Source organism: Sorangium sp. So ce887, from assembly GCF_051521455.1.
Taxonomy (GTDB): domain Bacteria; phylum Myxococcota_A; class Polyangia; order Polyangiales; family Polyangiaceae; genus Sorangium.
In genome coordinates, this window is sequence record NZ_CP150354.1 from 8,063,494 (window position 1) to 8,083,206 (window position 19,713).

Annotated in this window: 17 protein-coding genes; 7 read left to right on the top strand and 10 right to left on the bottom strand. The window is 67.9% G+C overall.

Annotation, left to right across the window (positions count from 1 at the left end; all coding sequences use genetic code 11):
- The first annotated feature begins 55 nt into the window (after positions 1 to 55).
- Entirely contained in the window at positions 56 to 730 is a 675-nt protein-coding gene (locus WMF36_RS29810; RefSeq protein WP_437574157.1) for an HAD family hydrolase, read from the top strand.
- A gap of 56 nt (positions 731 to 786) precedes the next feature.
- Here the strand turns inward: WMF36_RS29810 and WMF36_RS29815 are convergent, their stop codons facing one another.
- The 7 genes from WMF36_RS29815 to WMF36_RS29845 form a co-directional block, all read right to left on the bottom strand.
- Positions 787 to 2,403, bottom strand: coding sequence for an ABC-F family ATP-binding cassette domain-containing protein (locus tag WMF36_RS29815; RefSeq protein WP_437574158.1), 1,617 nt, complete (start codon positions 2,401 to 2,403; stop codon positions 787 to 789).
- 686 nt (positions 2,404 to 3,089) lie between these two features.
- Positions 3,090 to 3,506, bottom strand: a complete 417-nt coding sequence (locus WMF36_RS29820) for a VOC family protein (RefSeq protein ID WP_437574159.1) — start codon at positions 3,504 to 3,506, stop codon at positions 3,090 to 3,092.
- 21 nt (positions 3,507 to 3,527) lie between these two features.
- Complete coding sequence (locus WMF36_RS29825) at positions 3,528 to 4,388, bottom strand: alpha/beta fold hydrolase (RefSeq protein ID WP_437574160.1); 861 nt, start codon at positions 4,386 to 4,388, stop codon at positions 3,528 to 3,530.
- 382 nt (positions 4,389 to 4,770) lie between these two features.
- The gene (locus WMF36_RS29830) at positions 4,771 to 4,989 is read right to left on the bottom strand and encodes a helix-turn-helix domain-containing protein (RefSeq protein ID WP_437574161.1); all 219 of its coding nucleotides are present in this window, start codon (positions 4,987 to 4,989) and stop codon (positions 4,771 to 4,773) included.
- Between the two features lie 169 nt (positions 4,990 to 5,158).
- Positions 5,159 to 5,374 (bottom strand): hypothetical protein, encoded by a 216-nt coding sequence (locus WMF36_RS29835; RefSeq protein WP_437574162.1) that lies wholly within the window; start codon positions 5,372 to 5,374, stop codon positions 5,159 to 5,161.
- Between the two features lie 300 nt (positions 5,375 to 5,674).
- Positions 5,675 to 6,070, bottom strand: coding sequence for a DUF6896 domain-containing protein (locus WMF36_RS29840; protein WP_437574163.1), 396 nt, complete (start codon positions 6,068 to 6,070; stop codon positions 5,675 to 5,677).
- Positions 6,071 to 6,545: 475 nt separating this feature from the next.
- Positions 6,546 to 8,696, bottom strand: a complete 2,151-nt coding sequence (locus tag WMF36_RS29845; RefSeq protein ID WP_437574164.1) for a DUF262 domain-containing protein — start codon at positions 8,694 to 8,696, stop codon at positions 6,546 to 6,548.
- A gap of 1,061 nt (positions 8,697 to 9,757) precedes the next feature.
- Between WMF36_RS29845 and WMF36_RS29850 the strand changes: the two genes are divergently transcribed.
- The 3 genes from WMF36_RS29850 (at position 9,758) to WMF36_RS29860 (ending at position 14,279) form a co-directional block, all read left to right on the top strand.
- Positions 9,758 to 10,711, top strand: coding sequence for an ATPase (locus tag WMF36_RS29850; RefSeq protein WP_437574165.1), 954 nt, complete (start codon positions 9,758 to 9,760; stop codon positions 10,709 to 10,711).
- A 398-nt stretch (positions 10,712 to 11,109) separates the two neighbouring features.
- Complete coding sequence (locus tag WMF36_RS29855; RefSeq protein ID WP_437574166.1) at positions 11,110 to 12,696, top strand: hypothetical protein; 1,587 nt, start codon at positions 11,110 to 11,112, stop codon at positions 12,694 to 12,696.
- A 38-nt stretch (positions 12,697 to 12,734) separates the two neighbouring features.
- Positions 12,735 to 14,279, top strand: coding sequence for a hypothetical protein (locus WMF36_RS29860; protein ID WP_437574167.1), 1,545 nt, complete (start codon positions 12,735 to 12,737; stop codon positions 14,277 to 14,279).
- A gap of 99 nt (positions 14,280 to 14,378) precedes the next feature.
- Here the strand turns inward: WMF36_RS29860 and WMF36_RS29865 are convergent, their stop codons facing one another.
- The gene (locus WMF36_RS29865) at positions 14,379 to 15,272 is read right to left on the bottom strand and encodes a hypothetical protein (RefSeq protein WP_437574168.1); all 894 of its coding nucleotides are present in this window, start codon (positions 15,270 to 15,272) and stop codon (positions 14,379 to 14,381) included.
- Between the two features lie 599 nt (positions 15,273 to 15,871).
- Positions 15,872 to 16,204, bottom strand: coding sequence for a hypothetical protein (locus WMF36_RS29870; protein ID WP_437574169.1), 333 nt, complete (start codon positions 16,202 to 16,204; stop codon positions 15,872 to 15,874).
- Positions 16,205 to 16,364: 160 nt separating this feature from the next.
- Between WMF36_RS29870 and WMF36_RS29875 the strand changes: the two genes are divergently transcribed.
- Complete coding sequence (locus WMF36_RS29875; protein ID WP_437574170.1) at positions 16,365 to 16,784, top strand: hypothetical protein; 420 nt, start codon at positions 16,365 to 16,367, stop codon at positions 16,782 to 16,784.
- A gap of 68 nt (positions 16,785 to 16,852) precedes the next feature.
- Here WMF36_RS29875 and WMF36_RS29880 read toward each other — a convergent pair whose 3' ends face one another.
- Positions 16,853 to 17,104: an addiction module protein gene (locus tag WMF36_RS29880; protein ID WP_437574171.1), complete on the bottom strand. Its 252-nt coding sequence runs from the start codon at positions 17,102 to 17,104 to the stop codon at positions 16,853 to 16,855.
- Positions 17,105 to 17,508: 404 nt separating this feature from the next.
- Here WMF36_RS29880 and WMF36_RS29885 point away from each other — a divergent pair, with 404 nt between their 5' ends.
- Both WMF36_RS29885 and WMF36_RS29890 read left to right on the top strand, forming a co-directional pair.
- Positions 17,509 to 18,168: a glutathione S-transferase family protein gene (locus WMF36_RS29885; RefSeq protein WP_437574172.1), complete on the top strand. Its 660-nt coding sequence runs from the start codon at positions 17,509 to 17,511 to the stop codon at positions 18,166 to 18,168.
- Positions 18,169 to 18,546: 378 nt separating this feature from the next.
- Positions 18,547 to 19,602 (top strand): tyrosine-type recombinase/integrase, encoded by a 1,056-nt coding sequence (locus tag WMF36_RS29890; protein ID WP_437574173.1) that lies wholly within the window; start codon positions 18,547 to 18,549, stop codon positions 19,600 to 19,602.
- The last annotated feature ends 111 nt before the right edge of the window (positions 19,603 to 19,713 follow it).

Sequence of the window (19,713 nt, forward strand, 5' to 3'; positions counted from 1 at the left end):
CGCTGCGCCGGCATCGATGCTCGACGCTCCAGGTCCCTCGCTCGGGAGCTCGCCCTTGATCTCGACGCCGCTCCGGGACATCCAGGCCGTCCTGTTCGATCTCGACGGCACGCTGTTCGACCGCGAGGCCGCGGTGCGCGAGGTCGTCACGGGCCAGTACGCCGCCTTCTCGACCGAGCTCGCCGGGGCGACGCGGGAGCGGTTCGTCGGCCGCGTGCTGGAGCTCGACGCGCACGGCTACGGCGACAAGTCGGAGATCTACCCGCGCCTCGTCCGGGAGCTCGGGCTGCCCGAGCCCCTCGCCGCGCGCCTCCACGCGCACTTCTGGGGCGCCTACGCCACGGTGGCGCCGGCGCTACCCGGTGCGCGCGCGACCCTCGCCGCGCTGCGCGCCCGCGGCCATCGGCTCGGGGTCGTCACGAACGGCAGGGTGCGCGTGCAGGAGGCGAAGCTGCGCGCCCTCGACCTCCTCCCGTACCTCGACGTGGTGCTCATCTCAGAGCGCGAGCAGCTCCGGAAGCCGGATCCGGCGATCTTCCTCCGGGCGGTCGAGCGGCTCGGCCTGCGCGCAGGACAGGCCTGCTACGTCGGCGATCACCCGGTGAAGGACGTGCTGGGCGCCCGCGACGCCGGGCTCCACGCCGTCTGGGTCCGCACGCCGCACTTCCCGCCCCCGGAAGTCGCTCACGCCGCGGTCGACGGCCTCGGCGAGCTCCTCGCGCTCGTCTGAGGCAGTCCGGACGAGGCGCGCCGGCGGCCGCTCGATGACCGCCGCCTGGCGCGAGGCTACGACGCCTTGACGCCCTGGGCGCTCGGGTTCCCCGGCCCCTCGAGGTACTCGTCGTACGTCCCGTTGTACAGCTGCGGCCCCCGGGGCGACAGCTCGAGCACGCGGGTGCCGAGCTTGCCCACGAAGTGCCGGTCGTGGCTCGTGACGATGACCGTCCCCTTGTACTCGATGAGCGCCTGGAGGAGCGCGTCGATGCTCTCCACGTCGAGGTGGTTCGTCGGCTCGTCGAGCACCACGATGTTGTTCTTCACCAGGATGAGCTTCGCGAGGAACAGGCGCGCCGCCTCGCCGCCGGAGAGGTTCTCCGTCTTCTTCAGGCCGGCCTCGCCGCTGAACAGCAGCTTGCCGAGCACCGAGCGGACGTGCTCCTTGGGCGCGCTCGGGTCGAAGCGGTACAGCCACTCGTAGGCCGTGAACCCCGGCTCGATCGCCTCGTGGTGATCCTGCGCGAAGTAGCCCACGTTCGTGTCGTGGCCCCACGTGACCTTCCCGGCGTCGGGCGTGAGCTCGCCGACGAGGAGCTTGAGCAGCGTCGACTTGCCGATGCCGCTCGGCCCGATCACGGCGAGCTTGTCGCCGCGGTTCAGGTTGAAATCGAGCTTCTGGATGACGTGCAGGTCGCCGAAGCTCTTGGCGAGGCCCTCGACGCGCAGCACGTCGCGGCCGGAGGGCTTCTCGATCTCGAACTTGATGTACGGCCGGACGACGCTCGTGCGCCGCACGTGGATGCCCGCCTCGAGCTTCTCGATCTCCTTCACGCGCGACTGCGCCTGGCTCGACCGGCTCGCGCTCGCGCCGAAGCGGGCCACGAAGTCCTTGAGCTCGGCGATCTTCTTCTTCTTCTGCGCGGCGTCGGCGTCCGACTGGCGCTTGCCCGTCGTCTTCTGCTCGATGAAGTCGTCGTAGTCGCCCGTGTAGAGCGTGACCGTCTGGTAGTCGACGTCGGCGACGTGCGTCGCGATCGCGTTCATGAAGTGCCGGTCGTGGCTGACGACGAGCAGCGTGCCGCGGAAGGTGTCGTTGAGGTACGCCTCGAGCCAGCGGATCGAGTCGAGGTCGAGGTGGTTCGTCGGCTCGTCGAGGAGCAGGACGTCGGCGCCGGCGAAGAGCGTCTGGGCGATGAGGACGCGGAGCTTGTACCCGCCCGCGAGCGTGCTCACCGTGCTCGTGTGCCGGGCGGTCGCGATCCCGAGCCCCTCGAGGATCTCGGCGGCGCGCGCCTCGGCCGTGTAGCCGTCCTCCTCGCCGATCGTCCCCTCGAGCTCGGCCAGCCGCATGCCGACCTCGTCGGTCATCTCGCCCTCGTACAGCCGGTCGCGCTCGTGCATCGCCTCCCAGAGGGCCCGGTTCCCCATCAGGACCGTGTCGATGATGCGGTGGGACTCGTAGGCGAAATGGTCCTGCTTGAGCACCCCGACCCGGAGCTGCTTCGGGATCTCGACGGCGCCCTGATCCGACTCCTCCTCGCCGGAGATGACCTTGAGGAGCGTCGATTTCCCCGCTCCGTTCGCGCCGACGAGCACGTAGCGCTTGCCGGGGTCGAAGCGCATCGACACGTTCTCGAAGAGAATTTTGGGACCGTACCGCTTGGTGAGCTTTTCGAGCGTGATCATCTCAGCGGCGCGGGGGATAGCACGTGGGCGCCTGCGCTTCCGGTGAATTCCGGCGGAAGCGCGCCCGCGCCAGCCCGGTCACGACGAACGTGGCGCGCCCGCCGGCCGCGCGCGCTCCAGCCGCAGCTCCTGCAGGAGCTCCCGGTGAGCTCCTGCAGGAGCTCCCGGTGGCTGACGCCCACCCCGGCCAGGCGCCGATGCAGCGTCCTCCTCCGCGCGCTCCTCCCGAAGCTGTCGCCGACGCGCACCAGGCTGGGGTTGCCCGCATCGAGCGCCAGCGCCCGGGCGTGCCGGAAGGCCGGCACGAGCTCATCGTCGTGCGAGACCGTGCCGCGGAGGTCCAGGCGGGAGAGCGCCGCCTGGCCGATCTCGATCGGCTCGGCGTGGACACGTCGGCCCTGAGGTCCTCGGCCGAGTCGTTCCTGCGGATGTGGGAGCGCGCCCAGGGCCCGCTCCCCCGCCGGTCGCCGCTGCGAGCCCTTGACCCGCCTTGCGTGCGCCCGCTGGATGGCGCCCCGGGTGATGGGCGTACGGATGCCGCCGGCGGGGGTTCCAGGCCCCGGATCGCCATCCAGGAGTCCCCATGCCCCGCGATCATCGACATGCGGTCCACGGGCCCCGCGGCCCAACGCTATCCCTGCACGCGCGTGCGTCTTCGCACGTCGCATGCAGCGATGGCGTTGGGCTCACTCGGACCATTGCGGATTCCAGACAACCTCCCAGAGATGGCCATCTGGGTCTTGGAAGTAACCGGAGTAGCCGCCCCAGAAGGTGTCGTGCGCGGCCTTGATGATGGCGGCTCCCGCTGCTCTCGCCTTTGCCATGACAGAGTCAACCTCCGCCTTCGATGTGACGTTATGGCCCAGCGTCATCTCGGTCGGGCTAGCACGACCTACGGAGAGGCCCGTGTCATGCGCGATGCTCGCGCGAGGCCACAAAGCCAGACGCAAGCCAGGCTGAAGCTGGATGAACACAACAGCGCCGTATTCAAACTCTTTGCCAACAATGCCTTCGGTCTGGAAGCCGAGACCCTCCCTGTAGAAACGCAACGACACTTCGAGATCGTCGACGCCGAGTGTGATGACTGTGATTCGTGGCTTCATGTTCTCTTCATTTCGTCAGGCCTAACGCGGCCCCTCCGCGCGCCTGACGAAGGCGCTCATCAACTCGGCGCATTCGGCCGGATGGGTCTCGAGAAGGAAATGCGGGCCGTCGAGGATGTGCGCCTCCATGCGCGGGAGCGCCTTCATCCAGGAGAGGGTCTCCTCGAGATCGAAGAAGACATCGTGCCGCCCCCATAGCATCAGCGCCGGGGGCTGCCAGCGATCGAGATAATCGGCAATTTCCGCGAACCGCGCGAAATGGCTGCGATAATCGAGCACCAGCGCACGCTGCGTCTCGAGCCGGCCGGGGAGCGACATGATCCGCCAGTCCTCCTCCCACCGGGGATCGATGCGCTCGGCGATGTCCCGGGGAACGCCGCCCACATATTGGTCGCGCGTCCCCTCGAAGGTCAGGTGTGCGGTCGCCTCGGTTTCCCGCTCCGGCGTGGGATCGTCCCAATAGGCTCTGGTCGCCGACCATTGCGGCCCCATCCCGCTCTCATGGGCATTGGCATTCTGGACGATGAGGCTGCGTATCCTGCGCGGCGCGCGCGTGGCGAGATGAAGCCCTACCGCCGCTCCATAATCGTGGAGGTAGAGGTGGAAGGCCCCGGCTCCGAGCCGCGCGAGCAGTCCGTCGATCATGTCCGCGAAACGCGAAAATGAGGGCCGCTCAACCGGCTCGGAGCCTCCGAACCCCGGAAGGTCCGGGGTGATCACGAAGCAGTCCCGCGCGAGGGTGTCGATCACGTTCCGGAACGATTCCGAGGAGCTTGGAAAACCGTGGATCAGGAGAAGCGCCGGCTTCTCGCGATCGCCCGCCAGGCGGACCGCCATTTCGGCACCTTCAATCTCAAACCTCACCAGTTCCGGCTTTCTCATCGCACCTGGCTCCTTCGATGCCTTCCCAGGTCTCTGCTGACGGCATCGAGCGCCGCCTCCAGCTGTTCGAGGGTTCGCCCTTCCATGAGGTCCTCCGTCCGACGTCGGCACGGAGAGCATGCCATCCCTCCGCCGTCGCCTCAAGCTCCGCCCGGCTCGGGCGGGCGAAGCAACTCTACGCCCGAGGGGCAGCGCACGACCCGTAGCAGGATCCACCCGGTGCACCGGCGGTGCGGAGGTCTGGCCTCGCGGAGCCGGTGCTTACGCTTGTCAGCGTCATCGGGCAGAGCTCGCTGAGCACTCGGATCATCGGGAGCGTGAGCGCCCGTTTGCGGCCCAAGACCTCCGAGACGCGTGCCCTGGAACCGATCAGCCGCTCAAGCTACTTGCGAGTCCACCCGAGTTGCTCGCAGCGCGCCTCGATCGCTGCGATCGGGTCTGGCGGCGCAATGGGGAACTGCTTGCGCTCGTACGCGTCGACCAGCATCGCGAGCGCATCGAGTTCTTGCGCCTCGGGCGAGCCTGGCTCGGCGTCCCAGAGCTCTTCGATTCTGCGGAGCGCCCGACCGTGACTCTCCTTATCCACAACAGGCTCGATCATCGCGGTGCCCTCATACGCTCGTCGCGTCAATTTTGTCGTATTCGGCGCTGCCTCCCGATGATGTGGTCGACTTGATGGGGGAGGATTGAAGCTTCTTGAGGAAGCTGGCAGTACTCACACGCGCCCTGAGCGCGCCGCTGTACCGTCTCCCGCACATCGTTCGGGAGCTTCACGAAGCCGCGCGCATCGTCCAGAAATCCTCGGCCTCGAGCTTGAGGAGGCTGAGCCGGTCGTTCAAGCGGACGATCTCGGCGTACTCCCTTTGCTCCTCCGGGGTGAGCGCGCCTTCGGCGCTCTTCTGCGCGAGCTCCTCGACGCGTGGGGCCAGGTCTCTGCTGACGGCATCGAGCGCCGCCTCAAGCTGTTCGAGGGTTCGCCTTTCCATGAGGTCCTCCGTCCGACGTCGGCATGGAGAGCATGCCATCCCTCCGCCGTCGCCTCAAGCTCCGCCCGCCTCGGGCCGGCGAAGCAGCTCCACGTCCGAGGGGGAGCGCACGACCCGTAGCAGGATCCACCCCGTGCACCGGCGGTGCGGAGGCCTGGCCTCGCGGAGCCGGTGCTTACGCCTGTCAGCGTCATCGGGCAGAGCTCACTGAGCACTGAGCACTGAACCCGTCTGCCGAACGACCCGGCTTCTGCCGCGGCGCGCAGCGCCGCCGGCAGCAAGACCTTGTTAGCCAAGTGCTCACTTTGTGTAGTACAGGATGTAGCCAGAGTAGACCAGGTCACCAGCTGCTTTCGCGTCCTCGAAGGTGTGCTCGAGCTGCTCCTGCGACGTGAACCCGTACTGGCCGAGCCTCTTCCCTGCAAACTGCAGTAAGCGCCAGGCATCAAATCCGTCAATCTGACCCTCGTCGCCGAAATCGAAATCGACCGTCCATTTTGGCCCCGCTACTGCGCAGCCAAAGCCATGCTTGAAATAGCGGTAGCCTCCCGTGAATTCACCGCGACCGGCGACGTCTGTTTGAGACCATTCGAGGCTGCTCGAAGGACGCGGTATGCCGGCACGTTCCAGCAAGGCAACGGCCTCTGCGACCTTTGCACGATAGTCCTCGATGAGCTTGGCAAGGCGCGGATCCACCAGTTTAGCCTTGTTGCAGGGGTTTGGTCGGTGTTCTCATGCTACTGAAGCTGCCCTGGCCCTTCGCGGAGCGACCGTCGCACGTCCTCTGCCTCCGTGGATAACCCGAGACGTGTATATAGGCGCTCGAGACGGGTCAGTGCCGCCACTCGTGCAGCTGTCAACTCGGGCGCGGATGCCGCAATGATAGCAACAATATGCCGCGAGACCGCGACCGATTTGAGGTCAAAACCGCCTCGATCGAGGGCGTCGGCGGCCGACTCATAGAGCTCGATCGCCTCGGACCAACGTCCAGCGCGCACCAACGAATCTGCACGACGCAGCAAGTCTCTCATGGGATCGAGGAAGATTTGGCTAACGGCTTTGCGATGTGCTGCCAAGCCCGCGACGGGGCGCTGCACGAGGCAGCGCGAGTGCCACGCTTCAGTCGGAAGGCGGGCTTGGTCTGCACCATCGTATTGCTGGGCGGCCGCCGTCACACGTCCGCCCGGTGTCGCGTCCCGGCGATGTACTCCTTCAGCTCGGTCTTCATGCGAGATGCCCGGGCCTGGACTGCGCCACGAACGTCGTCGATCGTCTTCGCGGCAGGCGGGTCGACCAGAGCGTCGTCGATGTCCAGGTCCTTGGCCCATGCTTCGACCGTGAGAGAGCCGCTTTTGAATTCGTGAACCCGCTTCAGAAAGTCCCGCAATGGCTCTGCGCCCTTGGCGATATTGAAGGACTTCTCGAGCAAGCAGCAGTTGCCGAGCGCGTTCATCGTCGTCGAGAGATCTTCCAAGGCGAGGGCGGCGTCATTGTCTTCGGCGACCGCCTGTGCGGGCGCGCCTTGCAGCTTCTCCCACAGCTTCACGGCGACGACATGGTCAACGTCAATGCTCAGACTGCCCCGCTTCGATTCGCGAAGAGGCAAAGCCGACGCCTTCCAACGGCCGGCATCCAGACGGTGCCATAGCCAGAGCGGGAGAAAGTACTGGTGAACCGCGTCGCGGGTGAGCACGGCAAGGTCGTCAATGTACTTGTTCGATTCAGAGTGCAGTGCCGTGGTCCACAGCTGCATCCGATCCTGAAGCGCTTTGATGAGGGAATCGGGGGCCGCTGCTTGCTTGATGGTGTCCCAGTCCGTTGCGAGGTCCTTCACGTACTCCGCAAACGCCTTGTCGGTTGACTTGCCCCAACGCCCCGACCACTGCGAGAGCAGGATCCATCGGTCACATGCTGATTCGAACGCAGCGTCGAGACTCTTTTCGAAGCTGTCCTTCGCGGTGACGCTCAGTCTCAGTAAGTGTTCGGTCAGCCACTGCCGGCCGAGGAGGCGCCAGCACAAGAGCAGCGTCAGCACGTTCAGCGACCGATAGTGAACGCCGAAGAGGAACCCACGATCCTCGACGATCTGAGCCCCGTCAACGGCGTTCGATGCCACCGTTTCCCATCGCCGAACGAGATCCTCCGCCATCGGGCGCACCTTCTCTCCCCGGAGAAGGTCGTTTGACGTGAGCAGGTTGCCATCGCGATCGAGCACAGACCACATGGCCGACACAGCTCCCACAAGCGCGTCGATGTCGAGTTTGACTCCCACCGTGGCGAGCGCCTCTCCGAGGTCATCGAAGCACTTTCCAGCGGTCCGGTTCCCGGTCTTGGATTCGTCCCACCCGGTTTTGATCCACGCGAATGTGATCTCCTGACGGGTGAGCGCTCGACCAGCCGTGTTCAGCCGCGTGAAGATGTTGACGATGGCGTCGTTGTATAAATCCTGGGTGAAGGCCTGATCGTTGAACGGCGTAAGCTGAAGGTACGAGACCTTCGACTGCTTGATGGCGACCAGAGTGACGACGAGCTCGGCGAGCGGTTCGAGCACGTCGTCGCTCACGGCCTGCGGAACACCGTGCTCCTTCAGGAGGGGCACGAGCTTCTCGCGAAAGTGGCGCTCGTATAGCCCGGGTTGCGTGGACGCCAGATTCCAAAGTCGGCTGAGTCGTACGAAGCGGCCCTTGTTCTCCGCATCGAGACCGCTCGCGAGCGGGTGTTTGTAGTTCGGAGGGCGCCTCAGCGTCGACGGACCTCCGTCCGGACTCTGCACGACCCAGTTGAGGACGTCGCGGAAGTCCAGCTTGGTAACGTGCTCCGCCGTTTTCAATCGATCCCGGAACGCCCAAACGTCGAGCGACAGATGTCCGAGTGACCAATGACGCTTGGCGTTTCGTCCCCGCGGCCGTTCCGAGTCGAGCACTGTGGACCACTCATGATCGAGGAGACGGAAGCCCCAACTGTCCCCGCCGAACACGAGGAGAAGGCTTTGCAACCGCTGCTGTCCATCGAGCACCATCCGAAACTTCGCGGGCGGGTTGCTCTTGCTCACCTGGGCGTCGTCGAACTCACCGGTCCGATCGGCAACCCTCCAGAACGGACGTGATGGGATTCCGGCGAGGTCCTCCTTCTGGACGCTCCAGAGAAGCAGCGTTCCAAAGGGCCACCCTCGGAGCAACGAATCCACAAGGAGCGTCACCTGGCTGGGGCTCCACACGTAGGGACGCTGCAGGTCGGGGACCAGCAGCGTCGCGCCTTCGTCGGAGCTCGCCGCGCGCAACAGGTCGTGAAGTGGTTCCGATCCTTCGTCGTAGATTTTCATAGGCTCGCTCGATTGACCGGGCCGGCCATATGCTCTGCCTCTAGCCGGAACAAGGGTGGCGGGGAGAAGTCATGTCGCTCGAAGCAGAATCGCAGAGAATGCCATCACCGTAAAGAGCAAATGTAAGCGGCACGACCTGAGCAACGTGACACGCGGACTGAGTACGCGGACGCAGCAACGACCTTCGGTCCGCCCAACTATCAGTCGATTGGTCAACCGAAGCCGCCGGACGAGGTCTGTCTAGAGCGACAAACGGGTTGAAACCCCGAAAAAAAGCAGGAATTTCACAGGGAGGCGAGGAGGCGGGGAGCGAGAGACGGCGAGAGGGAGAGATTCTTTTTTCTCTTCCTCCCCGCCTCCCCGCCTCCCTGTGAAAATTCTCCGGATTTCAACATGATTGGTGCTCTAGATGGTCGTCTTTCGTGACCTCCCCTACCTCCTGCGCGGCCCTGTCAGTCCTCCTGCGCGGGCCCGTCGATCCTCCTGCGCAGGCCCCGGCGCCCTCCTGCGCGGGCCCGTCGGCCCTCCTGCGCAAGCCCCGGCACCCTCCTACGCGGGCCCGTCGGCCCTCCTGCGCAAGCCCCGGCCCCCTCCTGCGCAAGCCCCGGCTCCTCCTGCGCACCAACATTGGTGTCCTATGCTACACCCGCCCCAGTCCTGCGCGGCCCCAGCGCCCCTCCTGCGCGCCCCTGTTGGTGTCCTTCGTCACCATCGTCCGGCTCCTGCGCAGCCCCGGTGGGTCTCCTGCGCAGCCCCGGTGAGTCTCCTGCGCAGCCACGGCGTCGTCTCGCACGCCTTTTTCGTATGCTGCGCAACACTTTCTCCATCGTGCGCCCCCTTCGCCAGCTCCGTGGCCCGCTGCCGGCGGCGCCGGGCAAGCCGCTCCTCTCGATGCCGCGGCACACCGCCTCTCCCACCCTCGGCCCCAGCGCCTCCCTCCCTCGCGACGTGACCGACTCGTGCTCTCCGCTGGCCAATGCCTTGTTCGCCGCTACCCTCGCCGATGCTGCGGCCCCCCATTCCGAGGGGCGCTGGCCCCGACAAGGAGGCGTATCTTTACCATGGCAAAGGCATTCACCACCACGTCGCCCAGGACCAACAAGGTCGCAAGGAAGCGCGCTCCGCGCGAGGCACAGGGCGCGCCTCGGTCCTCGACGAGAGCAGCAGCGTACACGCTGAGCGCCGCCCGCGAGGCCGAGCTCCTCGGAGAGGCCGCGTCGCTCGGGGACAACACCCTGGTTTTTCCAGGCAAGCTCGCTCGACGCGTCATCTGGGCGAGCCGCATCCAGCTCGCCGCCGAGCGCGACGCAGCCGATCTCGTCCGCACCCCGTTCCCCGAGGACGAGCCCGCGCTCACACACGAGGAGATCCATGCGCTCCGCGACAAGATCGAGCTCCTGCGCGTCACGCAATCGCGCTGGCAAGCCGCGCAGCAGCGTCAAGAGCGGGCCATCGCGATGTTCAAGGGGCCGGCCGCCGAAGCCGCCTTGCACCGGCAGACGCTCCTCCGCTTCTTCGATCTCCGCTTCAAGAAGAGCCCTGAAGGTCAAAAGCGGCTCATGGCGATCCGCGCAGGCAGCGGCGACGCGGATCTGGTCCAGGACGTCTCCGACCTCCTCTTGCTCTGCTCCGAGCACGCGGAGGCCCTTCACAAGGCGCCTCGCGGCGAGGTCGACGCGACAGCCCGCCTCCGCGAGCTCTCGCCGCTGCTCGCGCGCATGCTCGCCGACAAGACGCTCTCTCCCGAGGCGCAGCGCTCGCGCAAGCTCCGCGACGCCGCGTACACGCTCGTCGTGCACGCCGAGCGGAGGCTGCGCGCCGCCGCGGAGTACTGGTACGCCGGCACCGACAGGATGAAGGACTATGCGCCCTTCCCCGTCTCCCGCGGCGCCGCGTCCACCGGAGAGGAGAAGGAAGGCGAAGCCTTCGCGGAGGACGGCGCGCCGGAAGGCGACGCGTCGGAGGAGAGCGCAACGGAAGACGGCGCGCCGGGCGAGGGCGAAGACGAGGGGTAATCGCCCCTGGCCGCGGCGGGCGCGTCCATGAGGGGGCGCTTGGTTCGTCGGAGGGGAACCGACAAACGCCTTACGGTATCGAACCGTATCTTCTCATCCGAAGCGCCGGTATGTGGCGATTTCTACCCCGTTGACGCCGTGCGGCTCGCGTACGTACCGTCCGCGGATGGATGTCGTCGAGCCATCGCTGGACGTCTGCGTGACGCTCGGCGGGACCGCGCCATCCGCCGAGGGCGTCCGCGCCGTTCCGGTGGCGGTCCCCGGGCCAGCAGGCGCTCCTCCGTCGGGGCGCGAGGCGAGGCGGAGGGGAGCGCGTGCGTCGTAGGCTCCAGGATCGATGCCGGGGGGTTGCTCGTCGCATCGCGGTCCTCGCGTTGAGCGCCGTGGGGGCTGCGGGCGTGTCCGGGTGCTCCTACGACCACGACTGCGCGAGGACGTTCACGTGCGAGCCGCTCCCCGGCGAGAAGCCGCCGGTGCTGCCGGCGTCGCCGTGCGACGGCGATCCTGCGGCGAGCCCGGCGAAGGACGCGTGCGGGGTGTTCGTCAGCGCCTCGTCAGGCGACGACGGGAACCCTGGCACGAAGGGCGCGCCGGTGAAGACCTTGCAACACGCGATCGGGCTCGCCGCGCACGGACGAGGCGACGGCAAGCCGCCGACCCGGCGCGTGTACGCGTGCGGCGGGTCGTTCGAGGAGGAAATCACGCTGCCTTCCGGAGTCGACCTCTGGGGCGGCCGCCGCTGTGACGACGGCGACGGGTCGTACGCGTGGTCGTTCGGCGGGCCGGAGGAGCGCACCGTCATCGCGCCGCCCGAGGGGATCCCGCTGCGGATCGTCGAGGGGGAAGACCTGCAAAGCATCCCGTGGGACGACGCGACCTCCATGGTCTTCGGCGTGCGCGCCGTGGCGGCGGACGCCTCGGCGCCGGATGGCAAGTCGTCGATCGCGATGATCTTGAGCGCGGGGACCCGGGCGATCGTGCGGGACAGCGCGATCGTCGCGGGCAACGGCAAGGACGGGGAGCCGGGCGAGGACGCGCTCAGCGAGCGAGCGACCGATGGGACGCCGGGGAACCACGGCGCGCACGCCTGCACGGCGGACGCCGCGACGGGCGCCCTTCCGGTCGTGACCGCGTGCGACGATGGAACCGAGTCCGTCGGAGGCTACGGGGGCGACGGCGGGCTCGACGCGGGGGGCGACGGGGAGCCGGGACAGCCGATGCCGGCGGCGAATCCGCAAGGCAGAGGCCTCGCGGGGGCCGGCGCAGGCAGCAGCGCGTGCACACCGGGGAAAGACGGCGCCGAAGGCGGCGAGGGCGGGCGCGCTGCCGGCGCGGTGGGCGCGGGCTACCTCTCGGAATCGTATGGCTGGATCGGCGTCCGGGGCGAGGACGGCAAGAGGGGCGGCGTCGGCCAAGGGGGGGGCGGCGGCGGCGGTGGCAAAGGGCGAGATGGCACGATCGCATGCCGCGCGGGCAGACCGCAGGGCGGCGCGGCCGGCGGCTCGGGCGGGAGCGGCGGTTGCGGTGGGCGGGGCGGCACGGGGGGCGGCTACGGCGGCACGAGCATCGGCATCGTCGCGTTGCAGGGGAGCGCGCTCACGCTCGAGGCGACCGAGATCACCGCGGGCTACGGGGCTCAAGGGGGCGCCGGCGGCAGGGGCCAACCGGGGGGCTTCGGTCGCGGTGGCGGCTCCGGCGGGGTTCACCATGAAACGGACATGTTGAACGCGTGCGGCGGCGGGGGCGGCGGCCGTGGAGGCCGCGGCGGGGACGCCGGCGGCGGCATCGGTGGCTCGTCCTACGGCGTCGCGTTCATCGGTGCCTTCGTGAGCATCGATCCGGCCGTGATCGTCCGCGTCGGAGACGGGGCCAATGGCGGGCCAGGAGGCAATGCGGCGCCTGACGACGACCGGGGCGGGGGCCAGGCCGGCGACGCCACGGCCTACCGTCCGTTCGATGCGCCCGATCCAGGGCCCCCCCAGTGACCGTGGCGGCGCGCCGCGTGCGGCGCCGACAGAGGACCATGAAGACGACCCGATCGACCTATCCGGTTCTTGCACTGCTGTTCGTCGTGGCCGGGTGCGGGACCGCGCCGGTCGCGAGCGACGCCGGCGGAGCACCGTGCGACGGCTCCGCGTCGTGCCACGACAAGGCGCCGCCGGAGTCCGTCTGTCTCGAGCGCCTCGCCGCCGATGAGCTGGTGGACGGCTGCGGCGTGTTCGTGACCAACGAATTCGGAGGCGGTGACGACGCGAACCCCGGCACGACGAAAGAGAAGCCGGTGCGCACGCTCCAGCGCGCTGTCGAGATCGCGCGCACCGGGCGCGGGCGCGTGTTCGTCTGTGCCGACGGGTTCCATGGTCCGCTGGAGCTGCCCTCCGGGGTCGATCTCCTCGGAGGGTTCCATTGCTTCCAGTGGCAGCGTCAGGCAGGCAGCGTCTCCCAGCTTCAGGTCACCGACAAGCCGGCTTTTCCCCTGACCGTCGTGCCGGCGACCGCCGAGGATACGGGCGCTGCGGACGGGGTATCGAGGATCGTCGACATGAGCCTGAGTTCATTTGGCACGATCGCGATGCTCGTCCAGTCGAACACCGAGGTCGAGATCCTCCGAGGCCGGTTTCGCCCCTCCTATGGGTGGGGGGGCCATCATGGCGAGGATTTGCCCGATCCGAGCGACGCAGACGGCGCCGATGGAATGTACGGCGGCGATGCGTGCTCGGCGGAGACCGTGGCCGGCGGGCCTGCCGTGGTGAACCCGTGCGAGAGTGGGATCTCGAGCGTCGGCGGCAAGGGCGGTGACGGATTGCCCGGCGGCGCGGAGGACGGGCGCGACGGCGAGCCGACCCCGACGCCGAACCCCAACAACTACGGACGGCGAGGACTCGGGGACGTGGCCGACGTGGGCTGCACGGACGGCGATTACGGGATCTACGGCGCGCGGGGCACCGTCGGCGCTCCCGGCAAGGGCATCGGGCGCATCAGCGAGGCCGGCTGGGAAGCGGGCTGGGCCGGCGACGGCGGCTGGGGCACGCCAGGCCAGGGCGGCGGCGGAGGCGGCGGCCGCAGGGGCGGGCTCGGCGTGTGCGGCGCGGCGTCCAGGGGAGGCGCCGGGGGAGGATCGGGCGGGGCCGGCGGCTGCGCTGGCCGAGGCGGCAAGGGGGGCGAGAACGGCGACCCGAGCATCGGCATCGTCGCGCTGCACGCCAGGGTGACCGTGCGCGACACCGAGATCGTGGCGCTCGCCGGCGGCCAGGGCGGCGACGGCGGCGAGCCCCAGCGAGGCGGACGAGGCGGCCGGGGCGCGCCGGGCGGCGTGCTGGAGGACGGCTCGGCCTATTCCTGCAACGGGGGCCCGGGGGGCGCCGGCGGCGAGGGCGGTTATGGCGGCCCGGGGCGCGGCGGCGACTCGATCGGCATCGCAACCCTCGACGAGGACCGGCTCACGGTCGAGGGCGTCACCTTCACGCTGGGTCCGCCGGGCAAGGGCGGCATCAGCTGGGACGAGCAGGGCAAGATGATCACGGGCGAAGACGGCGTCGCCGTGGAGACGCTCAGGTTTCCTGAATAGCTGGATTGGAGCTCGCCCGCGCCCGCACAACGCCCCGCGATGAATCAGCCGGCAAGGCCCGTCGGATTCATCACCTTGCTGGGCCACGTCCATCCATCGTCAGGAGAGCACTTCGGTGGCAGTCTTCGCCCCGAGGACGTTATCGATCCAGCGGTCGAGGGTCGCGATGTCCGTGCATGCCTGGATGCGCGCGCTCTCGTTCTCGGTGAGCACGATCCCTGCACGCGCAAGCAGCCGCAGCAGCGTGTCCCTCTTGCCCTTGAGCTCGCCCTCACGGATGCCCTCGAGCTTGCCGCGATCGACGAGCTTCTGCACGAACGGAGGAAACGTCGCCTCGCCTTCGATCTGCCGTTCCATGACCAATGCCTCCAGAGCCTGCCTCATGGGCTCCCGCAACCCGTTCCAGATGAGCTGAAAATAGACCATCGCGTGCGCCTGGTCGAGCCGGCCGAGGCCGGCGAGCGCCGCCTGGACCACGGTGAGCCCGCTCGGCCCGTTGCCGTGCGCCACCGCCGAAAGCACGGCGAGCTCCGTCTCCTGCTCTGCGTCGGCCGGGTCGGTGATCTCGGGGACGACGGCCGGACCGAGCACCAGCGGCTCGACGTTGCCGCGGCCCAGGCCGAGGTCGATGTTCTCCCCGGCCCAGGCAGCCACGCCGGCGTCCGGCGCGACCACGAGGACGATCGTGCCGCAGCGCTTCCTGGCGCGCACGACCGCGACGTACGCCGGCCACGAGAACTTCTTGTCCGGGTCCACGTCACGCTGCACCTCGATGACGATCGCCAGCACGAGCGCGTCGTTCTCGTCTCGAAGCTCGAGCACCAGATCGGCGCGGAACTCCACCGGGAGGAGCTGGTCGAGCGACGACTCGACCACCGCGACCGAGGCGTGCGGCGGCACCTCGACGTGGAAGAGCGTCGCGAGCAAGCGGGGCGCGAGCTCCGGGTGCTCGCGGAACATCTCGACGAGGGCGTTGTGCTCGAGCGTCGGCATGACGCTCGGCCTTCAGCACCCCCCATGCCGACACGAAACGCCGGGGAAATGCGAGCAGAGCTCCAGCTCAGGGGTGGCGGCGCCATGGCGGACGGGGGCGACCACCTCGCGCCACGCCAGGGCACGGCGGCCCAACGCTCCGGGCTTCGCTTGCAGTCGGCCGTAGCCGGGGCGCGGTGCCGAAGCCAAGAGACACGAGCGCACCGCAGCGCAACGCTTCGGGAGCACCCCGACCTCAGGCCCGGCCGAGGATGCGGCGGAAGAAACCGGTCTTCGGGGGCGGTGCCTCGACGGGTCGCCCGGCCAGCCAGCAGTCGGCGACCACGAGAGTCGCGCGCTCCGGGACCTGAGCGGAGGGTCATGGCCTGTCCGGTCGACCTGCGATCGATGAAGGCTTCCCATTGTGCCTCGATGGCAGCGATGTTGAAGCGGTCGCGATCGAGCTCCTGCTCCCAGACGCGAAGAATGTCGTCGTGAAGCCGCGCGAAGCGCGCCGCGAGGGGCTCGCGAGCGAGCACCATGGCGTGGACGGCACACGCGTCGGCGATGGTGTGCTTCCAGCGATCGGGGGCCTGCACGTCACGATGGGACCCCATGGATCACCTCCCGTTCACGGCCAGGCTCTCGAGAGGGTCGACGAGCTCGACGCGGCTCCACACGTCCCCCTCGCACGAGCCCTCGGCTTCGATCCAGGCGCGACACTGCGCGCACTCGGTATAGATCTGGAAGTGCTCGGGCAGCCGAAAGCGCTCGCGATCGGACGCCGGTAAGGCGCACTCCTCGTCGACGTGCTGCCGCGGCGGCGAAGGCATCCCCTGCACCCATTCGAAGAGGCCGCAGGGACCGTCCTTTCCTTGCCAGCCGTCGAGCGTCGACCGACACCTGGGGCAAGCGAGCGGCGGCGTCGGCGTGTACCAGTCGAACATCCCCATGCTGGAAACCTGTCAATGCGGTCGGAACGCCCAACGACTACCCGCTCACCCGCGGTTCGCCCTGCCACGCGAAGCGCGGCAGGGCGAACCGTCGGTACCTGGCACGCTTGTCCTCGCACGACGACGCAGTGTCGCCGCGTGCTCGACGGAGACGACCACGGTGACGCTTACCGACGGCCAAAGGCTCGTCGTCTGGGTGCGCGACGGGATGGGCGCCAGGGATCGCGGCGTGCCGCTGCCGCGCCCGCTGCTCGCGCGTCTGCGTCAGTACTGGGAAACCGAGCGGCCCCGATCCTCGGCGCCGTACCTGTTCGTCCCGCAGGACGGCGTCGCTCCCATGCACGAGACGACGCTGCAGAAGACGTTCACGGCGGCGCCAGTACAGCAGACGTCGCTTTGCATGCGCGATGGCGAGCACGAGCGTGTGCTCGGGGTGCACCTCGAACGCAATGACGTACGGAAAACGGTCGACGATCGCTCTGCGAATGCTCCGTGGTGCAGGAGAAGTCCCTGGCCAGAGCTGAAAAGATGCCGGGGCCTCTCCAATCTTATCGAGCATCGACGAGAACCTCGGCGATGAACTCGTCGCCCAGCCCGGGGCACCTCTCGTCGTACCAGATGGCCGCCGCACGAAGCTCACCGCGCGCCTCAGGATGAAGCTCGACCCGCACGCCGGTCCTCGAGTTCCTTCAGGATCTCCGCCCGCGCCGTGCCCCAGTCGACCGTCTGGGCCTTACCCTCCGCGACCTCGCGCGCTCGGCGCGTCAGCTCACCCGCCCACGCTGCTGCGACCTCCTCGGCGTCGGGCTCCTCAAGGCTGGAGAGCACTTCTTCTGCCAGCCGGGCCCGCTCGTGGCGGGGCAACAGCAGCACCTGCGCGAGAAGTTCCTCAATGGACATAGGGGAACGATAGCATGGCTCGGGTCCGCCACGCACGGCGATGCGGCCTCCAGCTCGATGGCCCGCCGCACCCGCGCCAGGCTGGTCTGCTCGCGGGCCAGAACAGGCGATGGGTTCGGCATGCCGATGCTTCTCCGGGCCGCGCAAACACCGAGGTCGAGATCCTCCGAAGCTGGATTCACCCCTCCTACGGATGGGGGGCACGAGAGCGATCTCAACTGAAGCCGCTTCGTGTCGGGCGAGTTGACCGATCATCCGAACGACTTTGGCACCGCGGTGCTCGGAGCCGCTTGACGAAGATGGAGGCTCTCGCGCGCGGTCTGGCGTTGGAACTCGCGCCGCCGTCCGCGGCATGGCACGCTCCGGCGTGGGCCGGTGGATCCGGCCACCGATCGGAGAACGACATGATCACGCTCTATGGCTTCGGACGTATCTTTCCCGAGGGGGTCGGCGAGACCAAAGACCTCCGGGCGCAGTGGGCGCTCGAGGAGACCGGGCTGCCGTATCGAGTCCACGCGCTCGACCACACCGCCGGCGAGCTCGACAGCGACGCCTACGGCCGCATCAGCCCCTTCCACCAGGCGCCGGTCATCGACGACGACGGCTTCGTGGTGGCCGAATCTGCCGCGGTGGTGCTCTACCTGGCGGAGAAGGCCGGCAAGCTGATCCCGGGCGACGTCCAGGGCCGCACCCGCGTCGTCCAGTGGTGCTTCGCCGCGGTCAGCACCGTCGAGCCGACCCTGGTGTGCATCGACCTGATCGGGATATTCGACAGCGGCAAGGCCGCACACAAGCTCCACGCGGAGGTGCCCAAGCTCGCCCGCCGCTGGCTCGGCGACGTCGAGCGCCGCCTCGAGGACCGCGAGTGGATCGCCTGCGCCGATTTCACGGCGGCCGACATCATGATGGCCGGCGTCCTGCGCAGCATCCGCAAGACCGACCTGATGGATCCCTTCCCGAGGCTCAAGGCCTACTACGAGCGCTGTCAGGCCCGCCCGGCGTGGCAGCGCACCCTTGGCCTCTACGCCGAGCGACTCGGCGTGAGCGTCGACGACATCCGCTAGAGCGACAAACGGGTTGAAACCCCGAAAAAAAAGCAGGAATTTCACAGGGAGGCGAGGAGGCGGGGAGCGAGAGACAGCGAGAGGGAGAGATTCTTTTTTTCTTCCTCCCCGCCTCCTCGCCTCCCTGTGAAAATTCTCCGGGTTTCAACATGATTGGTGTTCTAGAGCGTAAGTTCTCGTCACGACGGGGCAGCGCAGACAGCGCGAGGATCTACGAACCAACGCAGCTCGCGAGGCGATTTCTCATCGTGGTGCTCGGGTGGCATCGCGCGGTTCGGCTCAAGTGACAAAGTGACAGGAGCGGAGGTTGGCCGGCTCTGGACGGTGGTCGTGCGAAGGACTGCTCCTTGGCCCAGAGCTGCTGGCCGCGCTATCACGATGCGGTCACTGTTCCTTCTTGCACGTTACGTCACACTGCCCGGCGCTCACTCTTGCCTTCTGAATGCCGCCGGCACACGGGTTGAGCGGCTTTCGACCGCTGCATGCACATCCTTGTTCGGACGCTTCGGGGGTGCTCCCGTCCGGACAGATGAGCGCGATCCTCTTCAAGCTTTGAGGCGTGGGCTTGCAGATGAAGCCACACTGTTTTCGATCCACCCGGAGCGCTTTGATGCCATCCGCGCACACATTCAATTCATACCCTTCGCAGTCGCAGCGACCCGACTGGTCATCGGGAGGAAACGCGTTCTCACAACGGAGAACCATGTCGCCCGTCTCCTCGTCATTGCCATTCACCGTCCAGTTGGGGATCGGCCTCCCCTTCCTCGAAGGAGCAGGCGGCGTGCTGGAAACATCATCTCGAACGCGACTCGACGAGGAAGGCTGGCTCGGAGCCACATCGATTGCGACAGCCGTCGGCGGCGGCTCTGCAGATATGATCGCTGCGGGGACGTCCGGCTTCGGCGCGGCTGCCGGTGCGCTGGGTGCGGAGCAGGCTGTGGCCAAGAGCGCAACGATGGGGAGAGATCGAACGAGGCCTGTGCTCACTTGTGCTCCTGTTGCCCGGTAGTCCCGGAAGCCTTGCGTCTTCGAGACATCGTCTTCCTTCTCGCGGATGCGTCGCGGCACCCCGTAGCATATCTTCGTATTTCCGCGGACAGGTCGCGATCTTCCGCAGGCTATCTGCGCATCTCCGGAGACAACTCGCGCCCGCCTTGCGCCGATAAAGGTCAATGCGGGTCCGATCCTGCGACGGGTCGACAGGTCCTCTACCACCTGCACGAATCGGCGGTGCAAAGGGCCGTGCACGATGCCGGACGCGCGGCGGGGCTCACCAGGCGCGCGACATGCCAACCCCTCCGCCACAGCTTCGCGACCCACCTGCTCGAGGCGGGCACCGACATCCGGACGATTCAGACATGGCTCGGCCACAAGGATGTGCGGACCACGATGATCTACACCCAGATCGTCGACCGCGGCCCTCTCGACCGCTGACCGCCGCTTCCGCGTGGCGCGCCTTGAACTTCGATCCCAGCCCCACGTGCCGGCCCCACGCATTGTGGAAAGATAGCGTATCCGACGGCTGCCCCTCCTTGTCAAGGAGAC